Genomic DNA, 22,194 nt, shown 5'->3' with positions numbered 1-22,194 from the left:
TATGTCGGGCGTTTACCGAGATCTGGCCCCTGTGCACGACACCACCAGGGTCCCCGTCACCGTGATCGAACCGGATGGTCACGCCCGGGGCGGCATCGTGGTGCTGCACGAATCACGTGAGTTCACCGATCCATTGCTGGACATGATGCGGTCCCTGGCCGACGACGGCTGGACGGTGCTGGCCCCGGACCTGTTCCACCGCACCAATGGCGCGCAGGCCGACAAGGTCTTCGGCGACGACCTGTTCGCCGACTTCGACGCCTGCTTCGACTGGCTGATCGGACACGGCGTCTTCCGCGACTGTGTCGGCGTGCTCGGCTTCGACTCCGCCGGAACCGCGGCCCTGCTGGTGGCGACCAGCCGACCCATCGGCGCGGCCGTGAGCATCGCCGCCCCCGGCATCGACAGCCCGCTGACACCGCAGGCCGACGCCCTGGTCCACGCCGCACCGAAACTGAAGGCCCCCTGGCTCGGCCTCTACAGCGAGGACGACCCCGTCACCCCGCCCCACCACGTGGAACAGCTGCGCGACGCCGCCGCCCGCGCCGCCGTCGCCACCCTGGTGGTCAGCTACCCCGGCCTACACCACCGCCCCGACCATCCCGGCTTCGATCGCGACGCCTTCGACGATGACGCGGTCATCGACGCCCAGACCCGAATCTTCGACTGGTTCGACAGCCACCTGCGCTGACCCGGGTTTCATTCCTCTGACCAGCCGTTTTGCGTCTTGGTCGGCTGCTGTGTAACCTTTGTCCCCGGCGGTTCGAAAGGACCGGCGGCCTCGCAAGAAGGCGTCCAGGAGGCGTGCCAGAGCGGCCGAATGGGACTCACTGCTAATGAGTTGTCCCTTCACGGGGACCGGAGGTTCAAATCCTCTCGCCTCCGCCAAGCCCGGTTCGCCGGGCGCCACAAATGAATAGTCCTGCGCCCGTAGCTCAACGGATAGAGCATCTGACTACGGATCAGAAGGTTGGGAGTTCGAGTCTCTCCGGGCGCGCAGTGAAAGACCCCTGCTGCCAATGGCTGTGGGGGTTTTCGCGTTTCCGGGTGGTGGTTCGGGTTGCTCGGACGGGGGTCGGTGCGCTCCCCTCCAGGGCACCGACCCCCGGTGCGCGGGCTCGATCGAGCTCCGGATAGAGCCTGGTTTCCGGTAGCGGTGGTGTCAACGCACCGGAGTCGCAGTACGGGTGCGACTTCGGGTCGGGGACGCTGTGAGTTGGCCTACAGGAGAGTGGAAGTTCGATGTCCAGAGGGCGGTTGGCCGAGTTCGTGCGGACCCGGCGGAAGGCGCTGGGGATGACGCAGGCGCAGCTGGCGGCGACGACCGGGTGGTCGAAATCCTCGATCGAGAAGGTCGAGGCGGGGCGGCTGGTACCGAGTCTGGAGTTCGTGGGGGCGCTGTTCGACGCGCTCGCCATCGCCTACCTCTATCGGGAGCGGATCATCGCCGCGCTGTATCCGGGGACGCTCACCCGCATTCTGGGGCCGTCACCGAGCCGACCCGATGCCGACGCCCTCGCGGACCTGGAGGATCTGCCGTATCCGGCGGCCTACCTCACCCTGCCCGAGGGCGATGTGCTCGGCGCCAATTCCGCGTGGGCCGAGACGTTTCCGGGGATGGGGACCACAGCGAATCTGCTCACCTGGCTGTTCACCGCACCGCAGGCGAGCGAGATCCTGCCGACCTGGGAGCGGCTGGCGCACGGCTTCGCTTACGGACTGCGCGTCATGGGTCCGATCTCGGTGCCGGAGACCGCTGTCACCGAGCTCGTCGACCGCTGTAGCGCACATCCGGACTTCGAACGCATGTGGACCACCGATCCACCCGACCCCGTCGCGGCGCGGCCGGAGTTGCCCGTCGTATCGCCCGCCACCGGGGAGGTCCGGAGGCTGTGCGTCAAGATCGACAAACCGCATTTCCCGTTCAGTTCCTGGGTCACCTACCGGCTCGTGCCGATACGCGACGACACGCTCTGACCGCAGCGATCAGCCGATACCGAGCCCCGCGGCGAGAGTGGGCCAGGCGCGGGGCAATTCGTCGCGCCAGTACGGCCAGGAGTGGGTGCCGGTGGGGCGGAGGTTGGCGGTGATGGGGATGCCGATCTGGCTGAGGCGGTCGATGAGTTGGAGGGTGCAGGCGTAGGCGCCGGCCTCCAGGGGGCCGCCGAAGAGGATGGAGTCCGGGTATTCCGGGGTGCCGGGGAGGTCGTGCAGGCCGGGCAGGCCGATACCGGCGGAGAGGTAGATGCTGCTGCCGCGCAGGGCTTCCGCGTGGGCGTGGACGTCGTGGGCGGCCCACTGGGGGTCGTCCTCATCACCGAACATGTTGGCGGTGTCGCCGCCGTCGGTGGTGACGACGGCCTGAGCCTGGGCGCGGCCGTAGTCGGAACTGACGGCGTAGCAACCGCTGTGGGCGGCGATGGCGGAGAAGTGGCCGGGGCGGCGCACGGCCAGCATCATGGCGGCCTCCGCGCCCATGGAGACGCCCTGGACGGCGTAGCGGCCGTTGCCGTCGAAGTGGGTGTCGATCAGGGGCGGCAGTTCGCGGGTGAGGAACGTTTCCCACCGGTTCACGCCGAGGTTCGGGTCGGGGCGCTTCCAGTCGGTGTAGTAACTCGACGCGCCGCCGAGGGTGAAGACCACGTTCACCGGCTTGTCGGCGAAGAACTCGAGAGCGCCGCCCCGGGCGGTCCAGTTGTTCACGTCCTCGGCGGCGCTGCGGCCGTCGAGCATGTAGAGGGTGGGGCGGGGTCGGCTGCGGTCGGCGGGCAGCAGCACCTGAACGGAGACGACACGGCCCATGGCCGGGGAGCGCACGAAGACCGTGAGGAAGCGGTCGTCGATGGGTTCCACCCGTTCGACGGCGGGCGCGGCGGCGACGGAAACCTCCGGGACGGCCGAATTGCCTTCCGCCGAACCGGAATCCGCGGGTGGGCGGGCGGCGACCGGGGACGCCGCACCGAGTATCAGTGCGGCGCAGGCGATCGCGCCGACGAGACGACACCACTGGTGGCGGGGCACGGTCGCCAGTGTGCCAGAGGCATCGTGGGGCAGGCGTGACGCCGCGGCGATCGTGTCGTGACACCGCACACAAGCCGACCGATCGGGACACTGGGGTGCGGCGGCTTACGCGGGGCACGAGTTCGGAAGCGGCCGAAGGGCTTTCGTCGGTGGCACCGGGGTGATCCGATTCACCGGTCGCCCGTCGACCGCTGTGGTGACCGGCCGGCGGTCGGCACCGGTTTCGGGAACTGGTTCCGACCCGCTCGGACTTGGCGGAAGCGGAGGGATTTGAACCCCCGGTCGCTCTCACGACGCTCGCTTTCAAGGCGAGTGCATTCGGCCGCTCTGCCACGCTTCCAGGGCACCGATATTAGCAGTGCTGTGTTTGATTGCCCTCCGCTGCGCTCCGGGCTGGCCGTGTGGAGGCGGCGGTCGACTGACGTTGGGCGGGCGGCCGCCGACCGATTGGGTGATTACGGGGGTGGGCGTTGGTCGAGGGCGCGGCCGATCAGGGTGAAGGCGGCGGCTACGGCTTCCAGTTGCTGGGGGGTGAGGAGGTCGATGAAATCGCGGTGGACGGCGTCGACGTGGCCGGGGGCGGCGGCGCGCAGGCGGCGCATGCCCTCCTCGGTGAGGTGGGCGCGGACACCGCGGCCGTCCTCCTCGGCGGAGGTGCGGCGCACCATGTGCTGGGCTTCCATGCGGCGGATCTGGTGGGTGAGACGGCTGCGGGAAGACAGCACGCCGTCGGCCAGGTCGCTCATGCGCATGGCGCGGCCGGGCGCCTCGGACAGTTTCACCAGGATGCGGTAATCGGCCAGGGATAGTCGGCTGTCGGCCAGCAGCTGCCGGTTGAGTTCGGCCATGAGGCGCTGCGAGCCTTCCATATAGGCCCGCCACGCACGCTGCTGCGCCGGGGTGAGCCACCTCGGTTCGGTCGCTGTGCGACCCCCGGGACCGTCGACCACCGGCTCATTGTATTCCGGCGCTCCGGCCGGTCTGGGTGCTGCCGAGCGCATGGCGTCAACGGAAGGAGGAGATCATGGTGCGGGACAGGTCGCCGACCGACGTGCAGCCCGAAAGCCCCATGGCCGCATCGAAATCCGCGAGCAGGCAGCGCAGCGCGTGGCGGACACCGTCGGCTCCCGCGATGCCGAGGCCGTACGCCCACGGCCGCCCGTGCAGGACGGCCTTCGCGCCCAGCGCCAGCGCCACCATGACATCGGACCCGGTGCGGATCCCGGAGTCGAAGAGCACATCGGCCCGGTCGCCGACGGTCGCGACAATGGTCGGCAGCGCATCGAGGGCGGCGACCGCGCCGTCCACCTGGCGGCCGCCGTGATTGCTGACGATCACGCCGTCGGCTCCGGCGTCCACGCACTGGCGGGCGTCGTCGGGGTGCAGGACGCCCTTCACCGCGATCGGCAGCTCGGTCCATTCGCGCAGGTGACCGATATCGGCCGGGCGCAGGGCGTGATTGCCGAAGAGTCCGGCCCAGGTGAGGATGGCATTGCGCATGGCCTCCTCGCCCTCCTCGGGCGCGGCGGCCAACCGGGCCCGGAAGACCGGATCGGACAGGTAGTTGGCGATGCCCTTGCCGTGCAGGAACGGCAGATGTCCGTGCTCGAGGTCGCGCGGCCGCCACCCGAGCGCGGGGGTGTCGACGGTGACCACGATGGCCTTGGCTCCGGCCTTCTCGGCGCGCTCGACGAAGGAGCGGGCGAGTTCGGGATCGTTCGGCCAGTACAGCTGGTACCACCAGTCGCCCGCCCGCTCGCCCACCTCCTCGATGGTGGAGGAGGCGGCGGTGGACAGCACCATGCCGATGCCCAGCTCCCGGGTCACGTCGGCGACCACGGTCTCACCGCGCTCGTGCAGCAGCCCGAGCACGCCGATCGGCGCGGTCAGCACGGGCGCGGCGAAGCGGGTGCCGAGCACCTCCACCGACAGGTCACGGACACCGGGTCCGGTGGCCCCGCGCAGCATGCGCGGCAGCAACCGGTATTTGTCGAAGGCGGCGAGATTGGCGGCGGCGGTGCGTTCCGCCGAGGCACTGCCCGCCACATAGGCGAACGCCGCGGGGTCGAGCACCTCCCGGGCGCGTGCTTCCAGTCCGGCCGCGGTCATCGGTAGTGCGGGGACGGTACCGCCGAGGCCATGAAAGTAGATCTCGAACTGGAAGTCGACGAAACTGCTCATTCACGAGACGCTAGTGGTTTGGACCACACCGCGCGTCGACGTCGGAAATCCTTGCGGAAATTCGGCTCTCCGGCCGCAGGATCAGCGGCGGCGCACCCGTACCAGGGCGCGCGACGAGGTACCGGCCAGCGGTGCGGACACGGCCATCATGAGCAGCATTCCGAACATGGCCAGCGTCACGATGAATCCCACCATGGGAACTCCTTTCTCGAGCTGCGGTTCCCAGCCTGCCGGTGGAAGCTGACAGGATGCTGTGCGCTGCCCGAGCGCTGGATGGGAATCCTGCATCGGCAGGCGTCGTAGGCTCGCGGTATGTACGCGGTGACTCTGGACGGATTCGGCGGGCCCGAGGTCATGCGGTGGGCGGAGGTTCCCGACCTGCCCGCGCCCGGGCCGGGTGAAGTCGCGATCGAGGTGGTGGCCGCCGGGGTCAACCGGGCGGATCTGCTGCAGCGGCAGGGGTTCTATCCGCCGCCGCCGGGAGCCAGCGAGATCATCGGGCTGGAATGCTCCGGAGTGATCGCGGAAGTCGGTGCGGGAGTGCGGGATCTGCGCCCCGACGACCGGGTGTGCGCGCTGCTGTCCGGTGGCGGGTACGCCGAGCGCGTGGTGGTGCCCGCGACACAGGTGTTGCCGGTGCCGGCGGAGCTGGATCTGGCCGCCGCGGCGGCGCTGCCGGAGGTCGCGGCCACGGTGTGGTCGAATCTGGTCATGCGGGCCGGGCTGCACGCCGGGCAGTTGCTGCTGATTCACGGCGGCGGCAGCGGGATCGGGACACACGCCATTCAGGTGGCGGTGAGCCGCGGGGCACGGGTGGCGGTGACCGCCGGTTCGCGGTTGAAGCTGGACGCCTGCGCGGAATTGGGCGCGAGCATTCTCATCAATTACCGGGAACAGGATTTCGTGGAGGTGCTGCGGGCGGAGGGTTCCGGCGCGGACATCATTCTCGACGTGATGGGCGCGGCCTATCTGGCCCGCAATGTCGACGCCCTGGCCGAGGACGGGCAGCTGGTGGTCATCGGCATGCAGGGCGGCGTGAAAGCCGAACTGAATCTGGGCGCGCTGCTGGGTAAGCGCGGCACCATCCACGCCACCAATCTGCGCCGCCGCCCCGCCACCGGGCGCGGCTCCAAGGCCGAGATCATCGCCGAATTGCGGCAGCACCTGTGGCCCCTGGTCGCCGACGGGACGGTGACGCCGGTCGTACACGCCGAGCTGCCGGTGACCGAGGTCGGCGAAGCCCACCGGCTGCTGGACTCCGATAAGACGGTGGGCAAGGTCATCCTCGCGATCGGCGAGAGCACACACCGCTGAGCGCCACGGCGGGTTCGGCAGAACGCGAGCACGGCAGCGCCGTACGCGCGAGATCGCGCGACGGTGGGCCAACCCACCAGGATGGCGCTTATGAGCGAATGACACTTTTCGGCTATGGGCCACGCACGGGCCGAAGCCGGTGGGATGGTCCGCCGCGACCGCTAGGTGTCGAGCGCCGCGAGCGCGCGGCCTAGTTGGTCGATCTCGAATCTGGTGGTGTACGGGGCCAGGCCGATGGTGACCGCGCCGCCTTCGTCGTTGACGCCGAGGGCGTCGAGCAGGCGGCTGCCGCCGTGTGACCCGCTCAGGGTGCCGATGCGGGCGTCGGCCAGTTTGGCCGAGACCTTCTCGGCCTGCATGCCCGCGATGGTGAACGACACCGTGGGGATGCGGGTGGAGGCGCGGCCGATGACGGTGAGGTTGGGGATGGTGTCCAGGGTTTCCATGAGGTGCTCGAAGAGCTGGTCGTGATAGTCCTGCAGGGAGGTGATCGACATCTCGAGGCGTTCACGGCGGGTGCCGGTGGCGCGCTCGTCCAGGCCGGCCAGGTAGTCGATGGAGGTGGTCAGCCCGGCGAGCAGGGCGTACTGGTGACCGCCGACCTCCAGCCGTTCCGCACCCTTGGCGTAGGGGTTGAGCGACATGGAGGGGATGCGGTCCAGGAAGGCCGGGTCGCGGAACACCAGCGCGCCGATCTGCGGGCCGCCCCAGGCCGGGGCGCTGAGCGCGACGACGTCGGCATTCAGTTCGTCGATGTCGATGAGCGCGTACGGGGCGGCGCCGAAGCAGTCGGCCACCAGCAGGCCGCCCACCTCGTGCACCCGGTCGGCCGCCACCCGCACCGCCGGGGCCGAGCCCACGATCGGTGACGCCGCGGTCAGCGCGACCAGCCGGGCGGTGGGTCCGATCAGCTCCTCGAACTGCCACGCGGGCATTTCGCAGGTCTCGATCTCCACTTCCGCCCAGCGCACGTGCGCGCCATACCGATTCGCGATCCGCAGCCACGGCGCGACATTGGCCTCGTCGTCCAGACGCGACAGCACGATCCCGGTGCCCAGCCCCAGCCGGGAACTCAGCGACTCGGCCAGCCAGGCCAGCAGCACCGCCCGGTCGGGGCCGAGCACCACGCCCGCCGGATCGCCGCCGACCAGGTCCGCGACCGCTTCGCGGGCGGCCTCCAGGATGGCGGCGCTGCGCTTGGCGGCGCCGTGCCGGTTGGTGTGCGAGAAGGCGGAGGTCCGGAAACCTGTTGATACGGCCCGCGATACCGAATCCGGGACCAGCATGCCGGCTTGCGGGTCGAGATGGATCCAGCCGTCGCCCAGGGACGGTATGAGGCCCCGCACCCTTGCGACGTCGTAAGTCATGCAGGCCACTCTAAAGGCAGTTGCCAGACCGGCGTAACCGTGTTGCTGTGTTCGACTCCCGTCGGCGGGTGCCTTAGCGCGTTCGACCGGGAGACGGCAGGATAGGGAATATGACGCAATCGGACGGGACACCGGATTCCATTGTCGTGATTGGTCCCGAGGGCCGACCGTTGATCATTCCGGCGAGCGCGCAATCGGGTTCGACCGGCGACGAAGCGCTCACCGGCGATGTGATGGGCGACGACAAAACCGGCGAATCCGACGAAAAAGAAGAGTCGCTCGCGGATATGGTCGAGCAGCCCGCCAAGGTCATGCGCATCGGAACCATGATCAAACAGCTACTCGAGGAGGTCCGGCACGCGCCGCTGGACGACGCCAGCCGCACCCGCCTGGCCGAGATCCACCGCACCTCCATCCAGGAACTGGAGCAGGGCCTCGCCCCGGAGCTGCGCGACGAGCTGGAACGCCTGGCCCTCCCCTTCAGCGACGAGACCGTCCCCTCGGACGCCGAGCTCCGCATCGCCCAGGCCCAACTGGTCGGCTGGCTGGAGGGCCTCTTCCACGGCATCCAAACCGCCCTCTTCGCCCAACAGATGGCCGCCCGAGCCCAACTCGAGCAAATGCGCCAACTCCCCCCAGGCACCCACACCCCCGACCCCCGCCACCCCGGCGGCGGCGTAACCGGCGGCAGCGGGCAGTACCTCTGACCTGTTTGGGGTGGGAGCACCCAGGCTCCCACCCCCCGACATCGGAAACACCCATCGCATCGAACGCGACAACTGATCTCGCAAGATGCGGGTAACTCCCCGGGTACGCCCAGAATCGGTTCGGCACCCGGCCGCCGGCACGCGTGCACGACTCTCAACGGCTCTCAGCCGTGCGCTGAGTACGCGGAGAGGCGGACTAGTACAGTCAGGTGCTGTGCCTGCTGCTGCTCCCACCGACTCGGCGACGCTCGAGGCGCCCACCGCCGACTCCCCGGTGCCGCTAGTGTCGGACTCCCAGTCGTTCCGCCGTGCGTTCAAGGATTTCCGCCAGGGCTTCTCCCAGCGCGAGTTGTGGCTGTCGCTCGGCTGGCAGGACATCAAGCAGCGCTACCGCAGATCGGTGCTGGGGCCGTTCTGGATCACCATCGCCACGGGTATGCAGGCGACGGCGATGGGCATCCTCTATTCCACGCTGTTGGATCAGCCGCTGCGCGAGTACCTGCCCTATGTCACGGTCGGCCTGATCGTGTGGGGCGTGATCTCGGCGAGCATCCTCGAGGGCTCGGATGTGTTCATCGCCAACGAGGGCCTCATCAAGCAGCTGCCCTCGGCGTTGAGCGTGCACGTCTACCGGCTGGTGTGGCGGCAGTTCCTCTTCTTCATACACAACGCCGCCATCTACATCCTGATGCTGGTGCTGTTCGGCGTGTGGCGGAATCTGGACTGGACCATCCTGCTGGCGATTCCGGGCATTCTGCTGCTGTTCATGAACGCCATGTGGGTGACCATCTTCTTCGGCATCTTCAGCACCCGCTATCGCGATATCGCGCCGATCCTCGGCAGCACCACGCTCATGCTGTTCGTGCTCACCCCGGTCATGTGGACCACCAAGGCGCTGCACGATCAGGGCGGTGCGGTGAGCGAGCGCGCGAAACTGGTGGAGTTGGTGCCGACGTATCACTACCTGGAGATCGTGCGCGCCCCGCTGCTGGGCGACCCGATCCATCTGCGCAGCTGGATCGTGGTGGCGGTGATTACCGTTGTCGGCTGGGCGGTGGCGATACTGGCTATGAAGCAATTCCGTTCCCGCGTCCCGTACTGGGTGTGATGGCATGACCGAACATGTGAGTATCGAGACCCAGAACGCGTGGGTGGAGTTCCCGATCTTCGACGCCAAGTCGCGGTCGCTGAAGAAGGCGTTCCTGGGCAAGGCGGGCGGCGCGATCGGACGCAACCAGTCCGATGTGGTGGTCGTGGAGGCGCTGCGCGACATCTCGCTGTCCTTGAAGGAGGGCGACAAGGTCGGTCTGGTCGGCCACAACGGTGCGGGCAAATCGACGCTGCTGCGCCTGCTTTCGGGCATCTACGAGCCGAGTCGCGGCACCGCGCGCATTCGCGGCCGCGTCGCGCCGGTCTTCGATCTGGGCGTGGGCATGGATCCGGAGATCTCCGGGTACGACAACATCATCATCCGCGGCCTGTTCCTCGGGCAGACCCGCAAGCAGATGCTCGCCAAGATCGACGAGATCGCCGAATTCACCGAGCTGGGTGACTATTTGGAGATGCCGCTGCGGACCTATTCCACCGGCATGCGGGTGCGCCTGGCCATGGGTGTGGTCACCTCCATCGACCCGGAAATCCTGCTGCTGGACGAGGGCATCGGTGCGGTCGACGCGGAATTCATGAAGAAGGCGCGGGTGCGCCTCCAAGAACTCGTTTCACGTTCGGGCATCCTGGTATTCGCCAGTCATTCGAACGAATTTCTTGCCCAGTTGTGCGATTCGGCATTGTGGATCGACCACGGGCATGTTCGGATGCACGGCGGAATCGAAGAAGTGGTGCGCGCCTACGAGGGCGACGAAGCCGGGGATCACGTGGCGCATGTGCTGCGTGAACTGCAACGCGAACGTGAGATGGAGCGAAATCCCGCATGACCGATCAGCATTCGCCGATCTACGACGGTGCCAGGATCATCGCGGTGGTGGTCACCCACAAGCGCCGCGAACTGCTCGCCGAGTCACTGAAGGTACTCAGCGCGCAGACTCGCCCCATCGATCACCTGATCGTGGTGGACAACGGCAACGAACCCGAGGTCGGCGAGCTGGTCCGGGAGCAGCCCATCGAGACCACCTATCTGGGCTCGGAACACAATCTGGGCGGTGCGGGCGGTTTCGCGCTGGGAATTCTGCACGCGCTCACCATGGGCGCGGACTGGGTGTGGCTGGCCGACGACGACGGTCGGCCCGAGGGCCCGGAGGTGCTGGAGACGCTGTTCGACTGCGCGAAGCGGCACGGTCTGGTCGAGGTGTCGCCGGTGGTGGCCGATATCGACGAACCGGATCGGCTGGCCTTCCCGCTGCGGCGCGGGCTGGTGTGGCGGCGGCTGCGTTCCGAACTCGGCGACGAGGATTTCCTGCCGGGTATCGCCTCGCTGTTCAATGGCGCGCTGGTCTCCGCGGAGGCCGTGGATGTGATCGGCGTGCCGGATCTGCGGCTGTTCGTGCGCGGTGACGAGGTGGAGGTGCATCGGCGGCTGGTGCGCTCCGGACTGCCGTTCGGCACCTGCTTGCAGACCGCCTACCTGCATCCCAACGGGTCGGCGGAGTTCAAGCCGATTCTCGGTGGGCGCATGCACACCCAGTACCCGGACGATCCGGTGAAGCGGTACTTCACCTACCGCAATCGCGGGTATCTGATGTCACAGCCGGGGATGCGCAAGCTGCTGCCGCAGGAGGTGGCGCGGTTCGGGTGGTTCTTCCTGATCCAGCAGAAGGACCCGGCCGGGCTCATGGAGTGGCTGCGGTTGCAGCGGCTGGGCCGCCGCGAACAGTTCCACAAGCCGACGCCGGAAAAATAAGTTGCGGCCGTCGCCCCGCCGCTGGCAGGGTGATGCCGTTCGTTGTCGGGCTCGCGGTCGGTGACCGCTCGAGGAGAGATGGGAGGTGGATACACGTGCGAACGACACCGCGGATTGTCGCGCCGGGGCGAGGTTTCGCCCGGTCGGTATCCATCTCCACTTGCCCGCACTGAGTCCCGGGAAGGGCTCGGTGCCCTATCGAGGACTCTCCCATCATGTCTGTGGTCGATTACGACCTGCTGATTCCCTACGGCTGGACTCCGGCCGTCGCCGCCGACTGCCTGCCGCTGCTCGGCGACACCCTCGTACCGGCCCGCGTGCTGCGCATGGAGCGCAGCGAATGCGAAGTGGCGGTACCTATTTCCGATACCCGTCTGCCCGACCGGATGACGGCGGTGGTCGTGCGCGCCCGCTGCCCGCGCGCCGACTCCGAGGTGAGCGGGCTGTGCACCGGCGACTGGGTCGGGCTGGGCAGCGACTCCGGTGCGCGGCCCGATACCCGGCGGATGTTGAACGACGCGGTGGTGCGCATGCTGCTGCCGCGCCGCACCGCCATCGTTCGGGCGGCGGTGTCGGGACATTCGGATTCCCGGGCGCGGTCGGCCGATCAGGTGCTGGCGGCCAATGTGGACACCGTGCTCATCTGTTCGCCCGCCGACGGCGATGTGGATCTCGGGCGGATCGAGCGCCTGCTCGCACTGGCCTGGGAATCCGGGGCGCAACCGGTGGTGGTGTTGACCAAAGCCGATGCGGCCGTGACCGTTCCGCTGGAGCAGGTGCGGGCGGTCGCGCCGGGGGCGACGGTGCTGAGCGTCAGCGCGTCGACGGGACTGGGGATGGATGTGCTCGTGTCGGTGCTGACCGGCACGGTCGCGCTCATCGGTCCGTCCGGAGCCGGAAAATCCACGCTCGCCAACGCGCTGCTCGGCGCGGAGGTGTTCGCCACCAATGCCGTTCGCGAGAACGACAAGCGGGGTCGGCACACCACCGTGCACCGGGAACTGCGCCCGCTGCCCGGCGGGGGCACGCTGATCGATACGCCCGGGTTGCGCTCGGTCGGCCTGTGGAATGCGAGCGACGGCATCGGGCGCACCTTCAGCGATATCGAATCCCTCGCCGCGGCATGCCGATTCACCGACTGCGCGCACGAACGGGAGCCCGGGTGCGCGGTTCGGGAGGCCCTCGAATCGGGTGCGCTGCCGCAGCGCCGCTTCGACAGCTACCGCAAGCTCTCGCGGGAGAACGAGTGGATGGCGGCGCGGACCGATCACCGGCTGCGGGCGGAGCGCACGAAGGTCCGGCGGGATATCGCCAAGCAGCAGCGGCGCATGTACAAGGACCGCGGCCACCACTGAGGGCGAGAACCGCGACGGTCGGCGGGGGCGCCGCCGACCGTCCGGTCTTTCAGCGTCGGTCGCGCGCCGCTATGCACCTAGTTGCATATAGACCGACCGTGGCTTAGTGTCCGATTCGGCAGGTTTTCACCCCGTTCGCGTGCCGACGCGCGGATGATCGAAACGGGGCGAAGGCAGACGAACAGGAGTGGTACCCATGACAGACGCTGCGAAGCCGCTGGCGGGCAAGACCATGATCATGTCGGGTGGCAGCCGCGGGATCGGGCTGGAGATCGCCCGGCGGGCGGCGGCGGACGGGGCGAACATCACGCTCATCGCCAAGACCGATACGCCGCATCCGAAGCTGCCGGGCACCATCCACACCGCGGCCGCCGAGTTGGAGCAGGCGGGTGGCCAGGTACTCAAGTTCGTCGGCGACGTCCGCGACGACGAGGCGGTGGCCGAGGCGGTCCAGCTCACCACGCAGCGCTTCGGCGGCATCGACATGGTGGTCAACAATGCCTCGGCCATCGACCTGTCGCCCACCGAGGTGCTGCCCATGAAGAAGTACGACCTCATGCAGGACATCAACTGCCGAGGCAGCTTCCTGCTCTCCAAACTCTGCATCCCGGCGCTGAAGGATTCCGCCGCGGCGGGCCGCAACCCGCACATCCTCACCCTGTCCCCGCCGCTCAACCTGGACCCGAAATGGGCGGGCAGTTCACTCGGCTACACCATCGCCAAGTACGGCATGTCGCTCACCACGCTGGGATTGGCCGAGGAACTGCGCAAGTACGGCATCGGCGTGAACTCGCTGTGGCCGCGCACCACCATCGCCACCGCGGCGGTGAAGAATCTGCTCGGCGGGGAACAGATGATCGCCACCTCCCGCACGCCGGACATCTACGCGGACGCGGCCTATCTGGTGCTCACCTCCCCCGCCAAGGACACCACCGGCAATTTCTTCATCGACGACGAGGTGCTGGCGGCACACGGGGTCACCGATCTGGACAGGTACCGGGTGGTGCCGGGCGACGGACCGCTGACCACGGATCTGTTCCTGTAGCCGAAAGCGCTTGCGCTGCCGTGTAACTGAAATGATCGGAATCGGTACCACGGCACTGCTCGCGGGAACTCCTGCCCGGTGCATCGGTCACACCGCCGACCGGACCTCCCGCTCGGCCAGCTCCTTCAGGGTGAGCAACTGTTTGCGCATCATGAGAAGGTCACCGAAGGCCAGCGGGACGGCGATCCAGCGCGGCCATCCGAGCAGCGCCCGCACATGCAGGCGACTGCCCGCGCCCGCCGTCGGGCGCACCGCGTAGGTGACCGCCACATGCGAGCTGCCCAGGGTGATCTGCTCGCCGGGGGTGAAGCCGGCGAGGTCGAACAAGCCCATGAAGCGCTGCCCTACCGCCAGTTTCGTCAGTTCCGGATCGCGTTCGCGAGGGCTGCGGTGGCCGAAGTTGTCGAGTAGGTCGTAACTGTAGGGCGCGACGCGTAGCTGGCACAGCCAGGCGAAGACGACCGTCGGCGGTGCGTCGATGGAGACGGCGCGGTCACAGACCAGCGCCCGCCGCGACAACGCGCTGTCGCAGGGCATTCGAGCGGCGATCTCCTCCGCGCTCGCACCCCATACCTGTCCCGGTGTCATGATGCCGCCGCCGTCGCGATGCGGAGAAGCAGGTACCGCACCGCGAGCGCGTGGCCCCCGGTGCCGATGACCAGGGCGCGGTAGACCTTTCCGATCCGGCCGCGGAAGGCGGCGTGACTGTCGGCCGTCAGCCGGGTGCGCCGCGAGCCGAGGTCATCGAGGTGAAAGCTCACCCGATAGCGGGTGAAGCGATTCTGGCCGGCGAAGGAGACCCGCCGGGGTGGATCGGCCTCGTCGAGCACGAATCCGGCCAACCGTGTGCTGTGATCGTCGGGGTCGACCTCGGCCCAGCGCAGCAGGGCCGCCCAGGTCCGTTCCCGATCGGCGGCGACTATCCTGGAATGCTGATCGATATAGGGCAAACGCTCCATATAGAAGGACTGTACTAGTTCATGGCACCTCCCCGGAAGCACGACACCGACGTGATCCTCGACGCAGCCCGCTCGCTCGTGCTGCGCGACGGCCCGCGCGCGGCCTCGGTGGCCGCCATCGCCGAGGCCAGCGGCGCGCCCGTGGGCACCCTCTACCACCGCTTCGGCAATAGAAACGGGGTGCTCACCGCCGCGTGGATCCGCGCGCTGGAGCGCTTCCAGGCCCGGGTGCTCGAGGCCGCCGCCGTGGACGACCCGATCGAGGCGGCGGTCGCCATCTGCGCCGCCTCCGTCGCCTTCGGCCGCGAATCCCTCGACGATGCCCGCCTGCTGCTCAACCTGCGGCCCAGCGACCTGCTCGACGGGGCACCCGACACCGCGTTCGGCGACCGCCTCACCACCATGAACGCGCCGCTCATCGAGCACCTGCACCGCATCGCCCGGGGCATCTACGGCAGCGACGGCCCGCGCGAACTCGACGCGGTGGCCCGCGCCATCGTGGACCTGCCCTACGCCGCCATCCGCAGGCACGCCCACGGCGACGGCCTGCCCGACTGGCTCGAAACCGACCTGCCGTCGGCCACCCGCGCACTGCTCACCACCGGTCGATAGCGGGGGCGACACCGGTCAGGTGAACAGTCCCGCGGCGAACGGCATGGTCCGCCACTGATCGATGGATGGCTTCAGCGACTCGGCGAGCGCGGGCAGTTGCGGCACCAGGGCGAGGCAGGCGACGACCCGCACGAAACCCACGGCGTCCACGAAGCGCAGCACACGCTCATCGAGCATGCGCAGACCGTGATCACGGACGACGGCGTTGTACGCGGCCTCGACCTCGGGGCCGAAGAAGGCCACATCCCACTCCGCCGGGCCGAGCGTGGTCAGTTCGAAGTCGGAGTACAGCGGGCCGGTTTCGGTGGCGATGATGTTCGCGATCGGTGCGTCACCGTGGATGGGCTGCAGGTTCACGCCGGGAAAGGCGGCCTCGAACGCGGCGCGTGAGCTGACCAGCGGCTCGAGCAGTTCCCATTCTCGCCGCGCGCGCTCGAGGTCCGCTGGGTCGAGCAGATCGGGGCGCTGTTCGAGCAACCGCAGGCTCTCGGTGACCATGCGCGGTTCGGCCGCCGACAGGAACGGCAGTTCGCCCGGATAGTCGCGCATCTCCGTGTGCAGGCGCGCGACCAGTTCGGCATTGCGCACGAAATCCGGCTCCGCGTCGCCGTCCACCGCCACCAGTTGCCAGAACGTCATGGAGAACCCGTCACGCAGCACCGGTTCCCGTGGCACCAGCGGGCTGGGTGGAATCACCGGGACACCACGGTCGGCGAGCCAGGCGACCACATCCAGTTCGATGCGCTGCCGCGCCGCCAGCTCCTCGGGGGTGACGTACGACGGCAGCACCGTGGGTACGCGCACCACGACCGGCGCCGGTGCGAGGTGCACGATGACGGAGAACACGTCGTACAGCACGACCGCCTCGCCCACCTCCACTCCGAGCTCCCGTCCTGCGGCCGTGGCCGCGGCAAGCGCACGAGAAGTGCGGTCCGCCAACTGCTGCGGTGTCATCTCCGTCGCCATTCGACGACGGTACCGCGATCACATTCGGTACCGACCGTGCCGGGCCGTGGTCCGCCCGGCGGATCGCGGTAGCCCACCCCTTCGTCCTTGCCGAGCTGCCGCGATCACCCGTCGGTGGTCGTCGCCGCGAGGTCGTCGATCGACGGTGCGCCGGGGCGGCGATGTTCCGGGCACAATCCGCTTGCGGCTTCGCGACGGCCGTGGCAGATTCGATGAGTCGAAAGCGTCGCCGGATCGCTGTGGGGGCGGTCCCGCGAAGAACAAGCGGCCGTGCCCGATCGGGCACGGCCGCTGCGCTTTTCAAGAGCTTCGCGCTCGGTGGTGGTTTCTCACTCGGCGTCGATGCCGTAGAGGCGCTCCCAGTTCCGGCGGCTGGTGAGTTCCGGCATGGCGGCGCGGTAGCGGCGTTGCAGGTCGGGGAGTTCGCGGCGGAGCTGCCGCAGCACCCGGATGGCGCGCAGCAGCAGGCGGCGGGCGGTGGCCTTGTCCCGCTTGCGGATTCGGACGCCGGACTGCGAGGCGTCGGTGACCACCACGTGGTCGAACAGCGAGATGTGCCACCAGTGCGCGTCCTCGCGGGTGACGCCGACCGGTCCGGGCTGGGTGCGGCCGGTCCACTGGGTGATGGCACGCTTGAACAGGATCAGCAGGGGGCGGCTGGGTTCGCCGCCCGCGCGGCGGATGCCGATGTGCGCGTTGGGAACCGGGGCGGTGGCGGCCGAATGCTTGACGGTCTCCGGATAGTCGGCGCGGGAGGAGCGGGCGGCGGCGAGCGCGGCCTGGCCGCCGTCGCGCAGCGCCTCCGGCCCCCTCAGGTAGTCCTCGATGCCCTGGAGAGTGGTGTGCGCCAGGCCGTACTGCATGCCGACCAGGTACTCACCGATCTCGCGGAGCAGTTGCCGGGTAACGGCTTTGGGATCCAGGTCGGCGTGCAGCGAGGAGACGATGAGGGAGTTGCGCGAGGAGAAGTAGCGCGCCCAGTCGTCGAAGTCCTTCCAGTAGAAGTCCGCGTGCCAGACGGCGGCGCCCGGCAGGGTGACGGTGACGAACCCGTGCTCGCGGGCGCGCAGACCGTATTCGACGTCGTCCCACTGGAAGAAGATCGGCACCGGCAGCCCGATGCGCGCCACCACCTCGGCCGGGATGAGGCAGGTCCACCAGGCGTTGTACCCGGCGTCCACGCGGCGCTCCTGATGCTTCTTGAGCATGCTGGTGTTGCGCAGCGCCTTCGACACCTTCTGGCCGTGCCGCAGCTTGCCGAGATCGGTCTCCTCCGCACCGACGTTCAGGTAGTCGGGGTTGTAGAGGAACAGCATCTGCGCGCCGACCAGCGTGGGTTCCACGGTCACGTTCGCGAAGGCGTTGAGCCGCAGCACCGTTTCGGGCTCGCACAGGATGTCGTCGTCCATGAGGATGACGTCGGCGTGCTCATTGGCCGCCGACACCTCGTAGAGGCCGCGCGTGAAGCCGCCCGCCCCACCGAGATTCGGCTGCCGGATATAGCGCAGCTTGTCACCCAGCCGCGGCTGGGTCTGCTGGAACAGCGGGCGGTCGGCCACCAGGTCGGTGCCCTGGTCGACGACGTAGACGGCGTCGATGGCGTCGAGCACCGTCGGATCCGAGGCCAGCGCCGCCACCGTGTGCGCGCAATCCTCGGCCCGGTTGAAGGTGCAGATGGCGATGGCCACCGGGCGCACCCGCTCCGGCGCGGGCGCGGTCCACTGCAGATCGCTGATCAGCACCTCACCGCCGACGGCGTCGATCTCCAGCCAGATGGCCCCGCCGTCGACATACATGTCCAGGGCGGCGCGCAGCGCGACGCGGCCGCTCTCGCGGGTCTCCGCGGTGGCGACCACGCGCCGGTGCCCCGCGATATCGGAGGCGGCCAGGCGGACCAGGGTCTTGCCCGTCACCTCCAGGGTGAGGGCGGCCTCGACCTCGGTGACCGTGGTCCAACGCTGCCAGTAGCTGGCGGCGAAACGGCCGAAGTAGGTGTTGGTGTGCGCGCTCGCGCCCTTGGGCAGGCGCAGCGTGAAACGTTCCCGGGTCGCCTTGCCGCCCTTGACGACCGCGTACAGATCGTCGCTGATACGCGGCGCGGGGCCGGTGAAGACGCCGCGCGCCAGCACGAGCCGCTCCGGTGCGGCGTGATCGGCACGCAGGGCCTCCGGCGCGGCCACGGTCTCCCGGTCGCTGATCTCGGTCACGGCCTGCCCACCCGACTGGTCCACCATGAATCCCTTATCCCTCGAATTACCACAGAAACCGGCTCAACCATGACGTGGACGCAGTTCCACGAACGCGCTCGGCGGGGCGAGAATATCAATGCATCCGCCGCCGAGCACCGTGAACCCGCGCTAGCCGTCATTGTCGCGCGGGCCGGTGAATACGAACTTCCCGTACGCCCAGAATCGGAAGCCCATGGCCACCGCCTGGCCCACCAGAGTTCCGGAGATGTTGTCCGCCAAGGGACTGTCGAGCCCGAGCACATAGCGGGAGAAACCCAGGCAGCTCAGTTGCAGTCCGATGGCCATGACATTGAGCAGGGCGTAGACGAGGATGTGGCGGGTGCCGGTCTCGCCCCCGTGATCGGAATAGGTCCACCATTTGTTGCCGAAATAGGTGACGACGGTGGCCACGCCGATGGCGATGATCTTGGCGGGCAGCGGGGCGTGGAACAGCGGGCCCTCGCCGCCCCAGAACACGAGCACGTTGTAGGTGCCCGCGTCGACCAGGAATCCGATGGCGCCGACCACCAGGAAGGCGCCGCCCTTGCGCAGGAACGCGCGCGCCTTGCCGGTCAGGGACACGCCTCGATCCGGCTCGGTGACCGTGGGCTCACTCGTGGACACCGGGCCGACGGTACCGCAGAACCGGAGATGCGCGATCCGTCGCGGGCTCGAGACCGTCCGGACCGAGCACACCCGGCCGGGCGGCGGCAGCAGGGCCGTCGTACGGCGAGTCGGAACCGACACGCGAGGCATACGGGCTCGGGGTGCGGGTATGCCGGAGGGATGAGAGGGTGAGCGGGTGCGGCGGGGGTCACTGCCTGTACCCTCCCGATGTCGTTATCCCTTCCAATCGCAAGGATTGACCGGGTGGAGTCCACCGAGCTTCGCATTGCCGCCATCGTGCCGTGCCACAACGAAGAGGCCGCGGTGGCGAAGGTCGTCACCGACCTGAAGGCCGCCGTGCCGGGCATCGTCGTGTACGTCTACGACAATCTGAGCACCGACGCGACCGCGGAGCGGGCGCGCGAGGCCGGAGCGATCGTGCGGACCGAGTACCGCAAGGGCAAGGGCAACGTGGTGCGCCGCGCCTTCGCCGATATCGAGGCCGACATCTATCTGATGATCGACGGCGACGACACCTACGACGCCTCGGCCGCACCGCTGATGATCAAGACACTGCTGGAGGGCCCGTACGACCACGTACTGGGGGTGCGGCGGGAACTCGCGGGCGAGTCCGCGTACCGGGTCGGGCACGAGACCGGCAACAAGGTGCTCAACGGCGTGGTCGGCAAGGTGTTCGGCGAGAACGTCGAGGACATGCTGAGCGGGTACCGGGTGTTCTCCCGACGTTTCGTGAAGAGCTTCCCGGCGGTGTCGCGCGAGTTCGAGATCGAGACCGAGCTGACGGTGCATTCACAGCATCTGCGGGTGCCGCAGACCGCGGTGCCGGTCGGCTTCCGGGATCGCCCGGCGGGCAGTGAATCCAAACTGCGCACCTATCACGACGGGTTCAAGATCCTGCGCCTGATCATCGGTTTGGCGCGGCACGAGCGACCGGTCGCCTTCTACGGGCTGTTCGGCACGCTGGCCTGGCTGCTGTCGGTCGTTCTGATCGTTCCGATCGTGGTGGAGTTCTATCGGATTCACGAGGTGCCGCGATTCCCCACGCTGTTCCTCGGCTTCACGCTGCTGCTGTTCGGCACGCTCGCGTGGACGGCCGGTCTGATTCTCGACGGCATCAAGCGCTCCCGGCACGAGGCCGCGCGACTGATCTATCTGCGCTACTCGGCCGTCGGAGCCGGAGAACGGGAGCCCGAGCATTCCGGCGGTTCGCGCCGATGACCTCGGTATCCGACAAATCCGGCGCGGCGTCGGCCGGAGACTCGGCCGCGGAGTCGGAGAATGACGCGGTGGAATCGAAGAACGGCAACGGGACGCACGGCGGCGACAGCACCGCGACGACCTCCGATACGACAGCCGCTGCCGCATCGGAAAGCGACGGACCGGCCGCGGCCACCGATACCCCGATCTGGGACGAGGTGCGGCGGCCGAACACGGTGAGCGCCGCGAAACCGGCTGCGCCCGAAGACGTGAGCGCCACGTCGACGGCGACCGACGCGGCCGTCGCCGCCGACGAGCGCGCACAGCCCGCCAAGGTCGGAGTCGGTGCGACGCGGGCCGGTCGGATGAGCGGCATCGTCGACGCCGTCGAACGGCGGTTCGGTACGGCGGCGCTGGCCTTCGTCGTGGTGGCCGGGGTCTTCGGGGCGCTGTTCGCCGTCGCCACCCCGCCGTTCTGGGGCCACGACGAGATCACCCAGTTCGGGCGGGCATATCAGGTGGCGCACGGCGGGTTCACCCCCGAACAGATCGCCGACGATCGCGACGTCGCCTACGGCGGTCAGGTGCCGACCAGTATCGACGCGCTGATGAGCTACGCGTTCGGGGACTACAACAACAATCCCGAAGAGCCCGATCCGATGGTCGCTGATCCGGGCGTCTACGACCGCCTGGGCGCGGCACCGGTGACGTCGGAGACCCGGGATGTGTGGTTCACCAATACCGCCGCCTACTCCCCCGTTCCGTATGTCCCCGCGGCCCTGGGCATTCGGCTCTCCGAGGCACTCGACCTGAGTGTCGGCGCACTCAATACCGTCACCCGGCTGTCCGGTCTGCTGGCCTACGTGCTGATCGTCGGCTTCGCGCTGCGGACGCTACGCGGGCACCGGGTGCAGTGGCTGGCGTTCACGGTGGCGGTGCTGCCCATCGCCGTCTTCCAGGCGGGCACGGTCACCGCCGACACCATGACCAACGCGCTGGCCATCCTGGTGTCGGCGCTGCTGGTGAAGGGGCTGTTCCTCGGCGACCGGCTGACCCGGCCGGAGACCGTCGCGGCGCTCACCGCCACGGTGCTGCTGCCGATCAGCAAGCCGACCTACGTGCTGCTGGCCATGCTGACCGTGCTGATTCCGGCGCGGCGCTACGGTCTGCGCGGACCGCTGCGCTTCCTGCCGTGGGTGGTCGCGGCCGTCGGCGCGGGCGTGTTCGCGGCGTGGATGAAGGTCGCCGCCCCGACCGGTGAGGGCATGAGCCTGATGCGGCCCCGACACCAGTGGGGCACCGTGCGGCCGGGCGATCAGCTCTCGGAGATCCTGAGCGATCCGCTGCGCTTCCTGAGCGTGTTCGGCGACAGTGTGTGGCTGCGCGACCAGCGCTGGTTCACCCAGTTCTTCGGCGAACTGGGTTTCGCCTACATCGATGTTCCGGCCATCACAATGCTGGCCTGTCTGCTCGCCTTCGCGGTGAGCGTCGGCATTGCCGATCGTTTGCCGGGGGCGAGCAACGCGCGCACCACCATTGTGGCGCTGACCGTATTGGCCAGCGTCGCCATGATCTACGTGACGCTGTACATGTCCTTCACGCCGGTGGGCTACTACATCATCGACGGTGTGCAGGGCCGGTACTTCGTGCCGCTGGCCATTGCCGCCATGGCGGTGGTGCTGCGCTGGATGCCCTTGCGGCTCACCGATTCCGAGGGGCGGACGCCGTCACGCGGACCGGCCGTCGTCATTGTCGCCG

Annotated in this window: 21 protein-coding genes and 3 tRNA genes; 14 read left to right on the top strand and 10 right to left on the bottom strand. The window is 68.6% G+C overall.

Translation table 11 applies throughout. The annotated features are described in order from the left end of the window. Window position 1: 1 nt before the first annotated feature. The 4 genes from ON31_RS01650 to ON31_RS01635 all read left to right on the top strand — a co-directional run bounded on the left by ON31_RS01650 (window position 2) and on the right by ON31_RS01635 (window position 1,977). Window positions 2-691, top strand: a complete 690-nt coding sequence (locus ON31_RS01650) for a dienelactone hydrolase family protein (protein WP_039808587.1) — start codon at window positions 2-4, stop codon at window positions 689-691. A gap of 107 nt (window positions 692-798) precedes the next feature. Continuing rightward, window positions 799-888, top strand: a tRNA-Ser gene (locus ON31_RS01645). A gap of 36 nt (window positions 889-924) precedes the next feature. Further along, window positions 925-997: transfer RNA gene (locus ON31_RS01640), tRNA-Arg, on the top strand. A 245-nt stretch (window positions 998-1,242) separates the two neighbouring features. Beyond that, window positions 1,243-1,977, top strand: coding sequence for a helix-turn-helix domain-containing protein (locus tag ON31_RS01635; protein WP_081592151.1), 735 nt, complete (start codon window positions 1,243-1,245; stop codon window positions 1,975-1,977). Window positions 1,978-1,986: 9 nt separating this feature from the next. Here the strand turns inward: ON31_RS01635 and ON31_RS01630 are convergent, their stop codons facing one another. The 4 genes from ON31_RS01630 to ON31_RS01615 all read right to left on the bottom strand — a co-directional run bounded on the left by ON31_RS01630 (window position 1,987) and on the right by ON31_RS01615 (window position 5,202). Continuing rightward, window positions 1,987-3,021 carry an alpha/beta hydrolase gene (locus ON31_RS01630; protein WP_051036659.1) on the bottom strand — a complete coding sequence of 345 codons (1,035 nt, stop codon included), beginning with the start codon at window positions 3,019-3,021 and terminating at the stop codon, window positions 1,987-1,989. Between the two features lie 252 nt (window positions 3,022-3,273). Next, window positions 3,274-3,361, bottom strand: a tRNA-Ser gene (locus ON31_RS01625). A 115-nt stretch (window positions 3,362-3,476) separates the two neighbouring features. Then, window positions 3,477-3,890: a MarR family winged helix-turn-helix transcriptional regulator gene (locus ON31_RS01620; RefSeq protein ID WP_081592153.1), complete on the bottom strand. Its 414-nt coding sequence runs from the start codon at window positions 3,888-3,890 to the stop codon at window positions 3,477-3,479. Between the two features lie 136 nt (window positions 3,891-4,026). Beyond that, window positions 4,027-5,202, bottom strand: a complete 1,176-nt coding sequence (locus ON31_RS01615; protein WP_039808583.1) for an alpha-hydroxy-acid oxidizing protein — start codon at window positions 5,200-5,202, stop codon at window positions 4,027-4,029. A 312-nt stretch (window positions 5,203-5,514) separates the two neighbouring features. Between ON31_RS01615 and ON31_RS01610 the strand changes: the two genes are divergently transcribed. Beyond that, window positions 5,515-6,516 (top strand): NAD(P)H-quinone oxidoreductase, encoded by a 1,002-nt coding sequence (locus ON31_RS01610; protein ID WP_039808581.1) that lies wholly within the window; start codon window positions 5,515-5,517, stop codon window positions 6,514-6,516. Window positions 6,517-6,677: 161 nt separating this feature from the next. Here ON31_RS01610 and ON31_RS01605 read toward each other — a convergent pair whose 3' ends face one another. Beyond that, complete coding sequence (locus tag ON31_RS01605) at window positions 6,678-7,883, bottom strand: cysteine desulfurase-like protein (RefSeq protein ID WP_039808579.1); 1,206 nt, start codon at window positions 7,881-7,883, stop codon at window positions 6,678-6,680. Between the two features lie 110 nt (window positions 7,884-7,993). On the opposite strand from ON31_RS01605, the gene ON31_RS01600 reads away from it, so the two are divergent. From ON31_RS01600 to ON31_RS01575, 6 genes are all read left to right on the top strand, one after another. Beyond that, window positions 7,994-8,590 (top strand): bacterial proteasome activator family protein, encoded by a 597-nt coding sequence (locus ON31_RS01600; protein WP_029930374.1) that lies wholly within the window; start codon window positions 7,994-7,996, stop codon window positions 8,588-8,590. Between the two features lie 274 nt (window positions 8,591-8,864). Beyond that, window positions 8,865-9,698, top strand: coding sequence for a galactan export ABC transporter permease subunit Wzm/RfbD (wzm, locus tag ON31_RS01595; protein WP_051036655.1), 834 nt, complete (start codon window positions 8,865-8,867; stop codon window positions 9,696-9,698). Between the two features lie 4 nt (window positions 9,699-9,702). Further along, window positions 9,703-10,524 (top strand): galactan export ABC transporter ATP-binding subunit Wzt/RfbE, encoded by an 822-nt coding sequence (gene wzt, locus ON31_RS01590; protein WP_029930376.1) that lies wholly within the window; start codon window positions 9,703-9,705, stop codon window positions 10,522-10,524. Next, window positions 10,521-11,447 (top strand): galactofuranosyltransferase GlfT1, encoded by a 927-nt coding sequence (gene glfT1, locus ON31_RS01585; protein WP_051036654.1) that lies wholly within the window; start codon window positions 10,521-10,523, stop codon window positions 11,445-11,447. The genes wzt and glfT1 overlap by 4 nt, the downstream gene beginning before the upstream one ends. Window positions 11,448-11,668: 221 nt before the next feature. After that, complete coding sequence (gene rsgA / locus ON31_RS01580) at window positions 11,669-12,802, top strand: ribosome small subunit-dependent GTPase A (protein WP_039808574.1); 1,134 nt, start codon at window positions 11,669-11,671, stop codon at window positions 12,800-12,802. Window positions 12,803-12,998: 196 nt separating this feature from the next. Beyond that, window positions 12,999-13,847: an SDR family oxidoreductase gene (locus ON31_RS01575; RefSeq protein WP_039808601.1), complete on the top strand. Its 849-nt coding sequence runs from the start codon at window positions 12,999-13,001 to the stop codon at window positions 13,845-13,847. Between the two features lie 87 nt (window positions 13,848-13,934). Here ON31_RS01575 and ON31_RS01570 read toward each other — a convergent pair whose 3' ends face one another. After that, a complete protein-coding gene (locus tag ON31_RS01570; protein ID WP_039808572.1) occupies window positions 13,935-14,435 on the bottom strand; it encodes a hypothetical protein in 501 nt (166 codons plus the stop codon). Further along, window positions 14,432-14,806, bottom strand: coding sequence for a hypothetical protein (locus ON31_RS01565; protein ID WP_039808570.1), 375 nt, complete (start codon window positions 14,804-14,806; stop codon window positions 14,432-14,434). The genes ON31_RS01570 and ON31_RS01565 overlap by 4 nt, the downstream gene beginning before the upstream one ends. A gap of 21 nt (window positions 14,807-14,827) precedes the next feature. Here ON31_RS01565 and ON31_RS01560 point away from each other — a divergent pair, with 21 nt between their 5' ends. Continuing rightward, window positions 14,828-15,418, top strand: a complete 591-nt coding sequence (locus ON31_RS01560) for a TetR/AcrR family transcriptional regulator (protein WP_039808568.1) — start codon at window positions 14,828-14,830, stop codon at window positions 15,416-15,418. 15 nt (window positions 15,419-15,433) lie between these two features. Here the strand turns inward: ON31_RS01560 and ON31_RS01555 are convergent, their stop codons facing one another. The 3 genes from ON31_RS01555 to ON31_RS01545 form a co-directional block, all read right to left on the bottom strand. Next, window positions 15,434-16,384, bottom strand: coding sequence for a phosphotransferase family protein (locus tag ON31_RS01555; protein ID WP_039808566.1), 951 nt, complete (start codon window positions 16,382-16,384; stop codon window positions 15,434-15,436). 329 nt (window positions 16,385-16,713) lie between these two features. Continuing rightward, complete coding sequence (locus ON31_RS01550; RefSeq protein WP_081592148.1) at window positions 16,714-18,618, bottom strand: glycosyltransferase; 1,905 nt, start codon at window positions 18,616-18,618, stop codon at window positions 16,714-16,716. A gap of 123 nt (window positions 18,619-18,741) precedes the next feature. Further along, window positions 18,742-19,236, bottom strand: coding sequence for a GtrA family protein (locus tag ON31_RS01545; RefSeq protein ID WP_244961442.1), 495 nt, complete (start codon window positions 19,234-19,236; stop codon window positions 18,742-18,744). A gap of 246 nt (window positions 19,237-19,482) precedes the next feature. On the opposite strand from ON31_RS01545, the gene ON31_RS01540 reads away from it, so the two are divergent. Continuing rightward, complete coding sequence (locus ON31_RS01540) at window positions 19,483-20,457, top strand: glycosyltransferase (RefSeq protein ID WP_039808564.1); 975 nt, start codon at window positions 19,483-19,485, stop codon at window positions 20,455-20,457. Continuing rightward, a partial coding sequence (locus ON31_RS01535; protein WP_039808562.1) for a DUF2142 domain-containing protein occupies window positions 20,454-22,194 on the top strand: 1,741 nt, incomplete at its 3' end. The genes ON31_RS01540 and ON31_RS01535, both read left to right, overlap by 4 nt.

Origin of the sequence: Nocardia otitidiscaviarum NBRC 14405 (assembly GCF_000308635.1) — a bacterium.
GTDB classification, from domain to species: Bacteria; Actinomycetota; Actinomycetes; order Mycobacteriales; family Mycobacteriaceae; genus Nocardia; species Nocardia otitidiscaviarum.
Note: the sequence above shows the minus strand (reverse complement) of the source record. Positions and strands in the feature narration are given on the sequence as shown.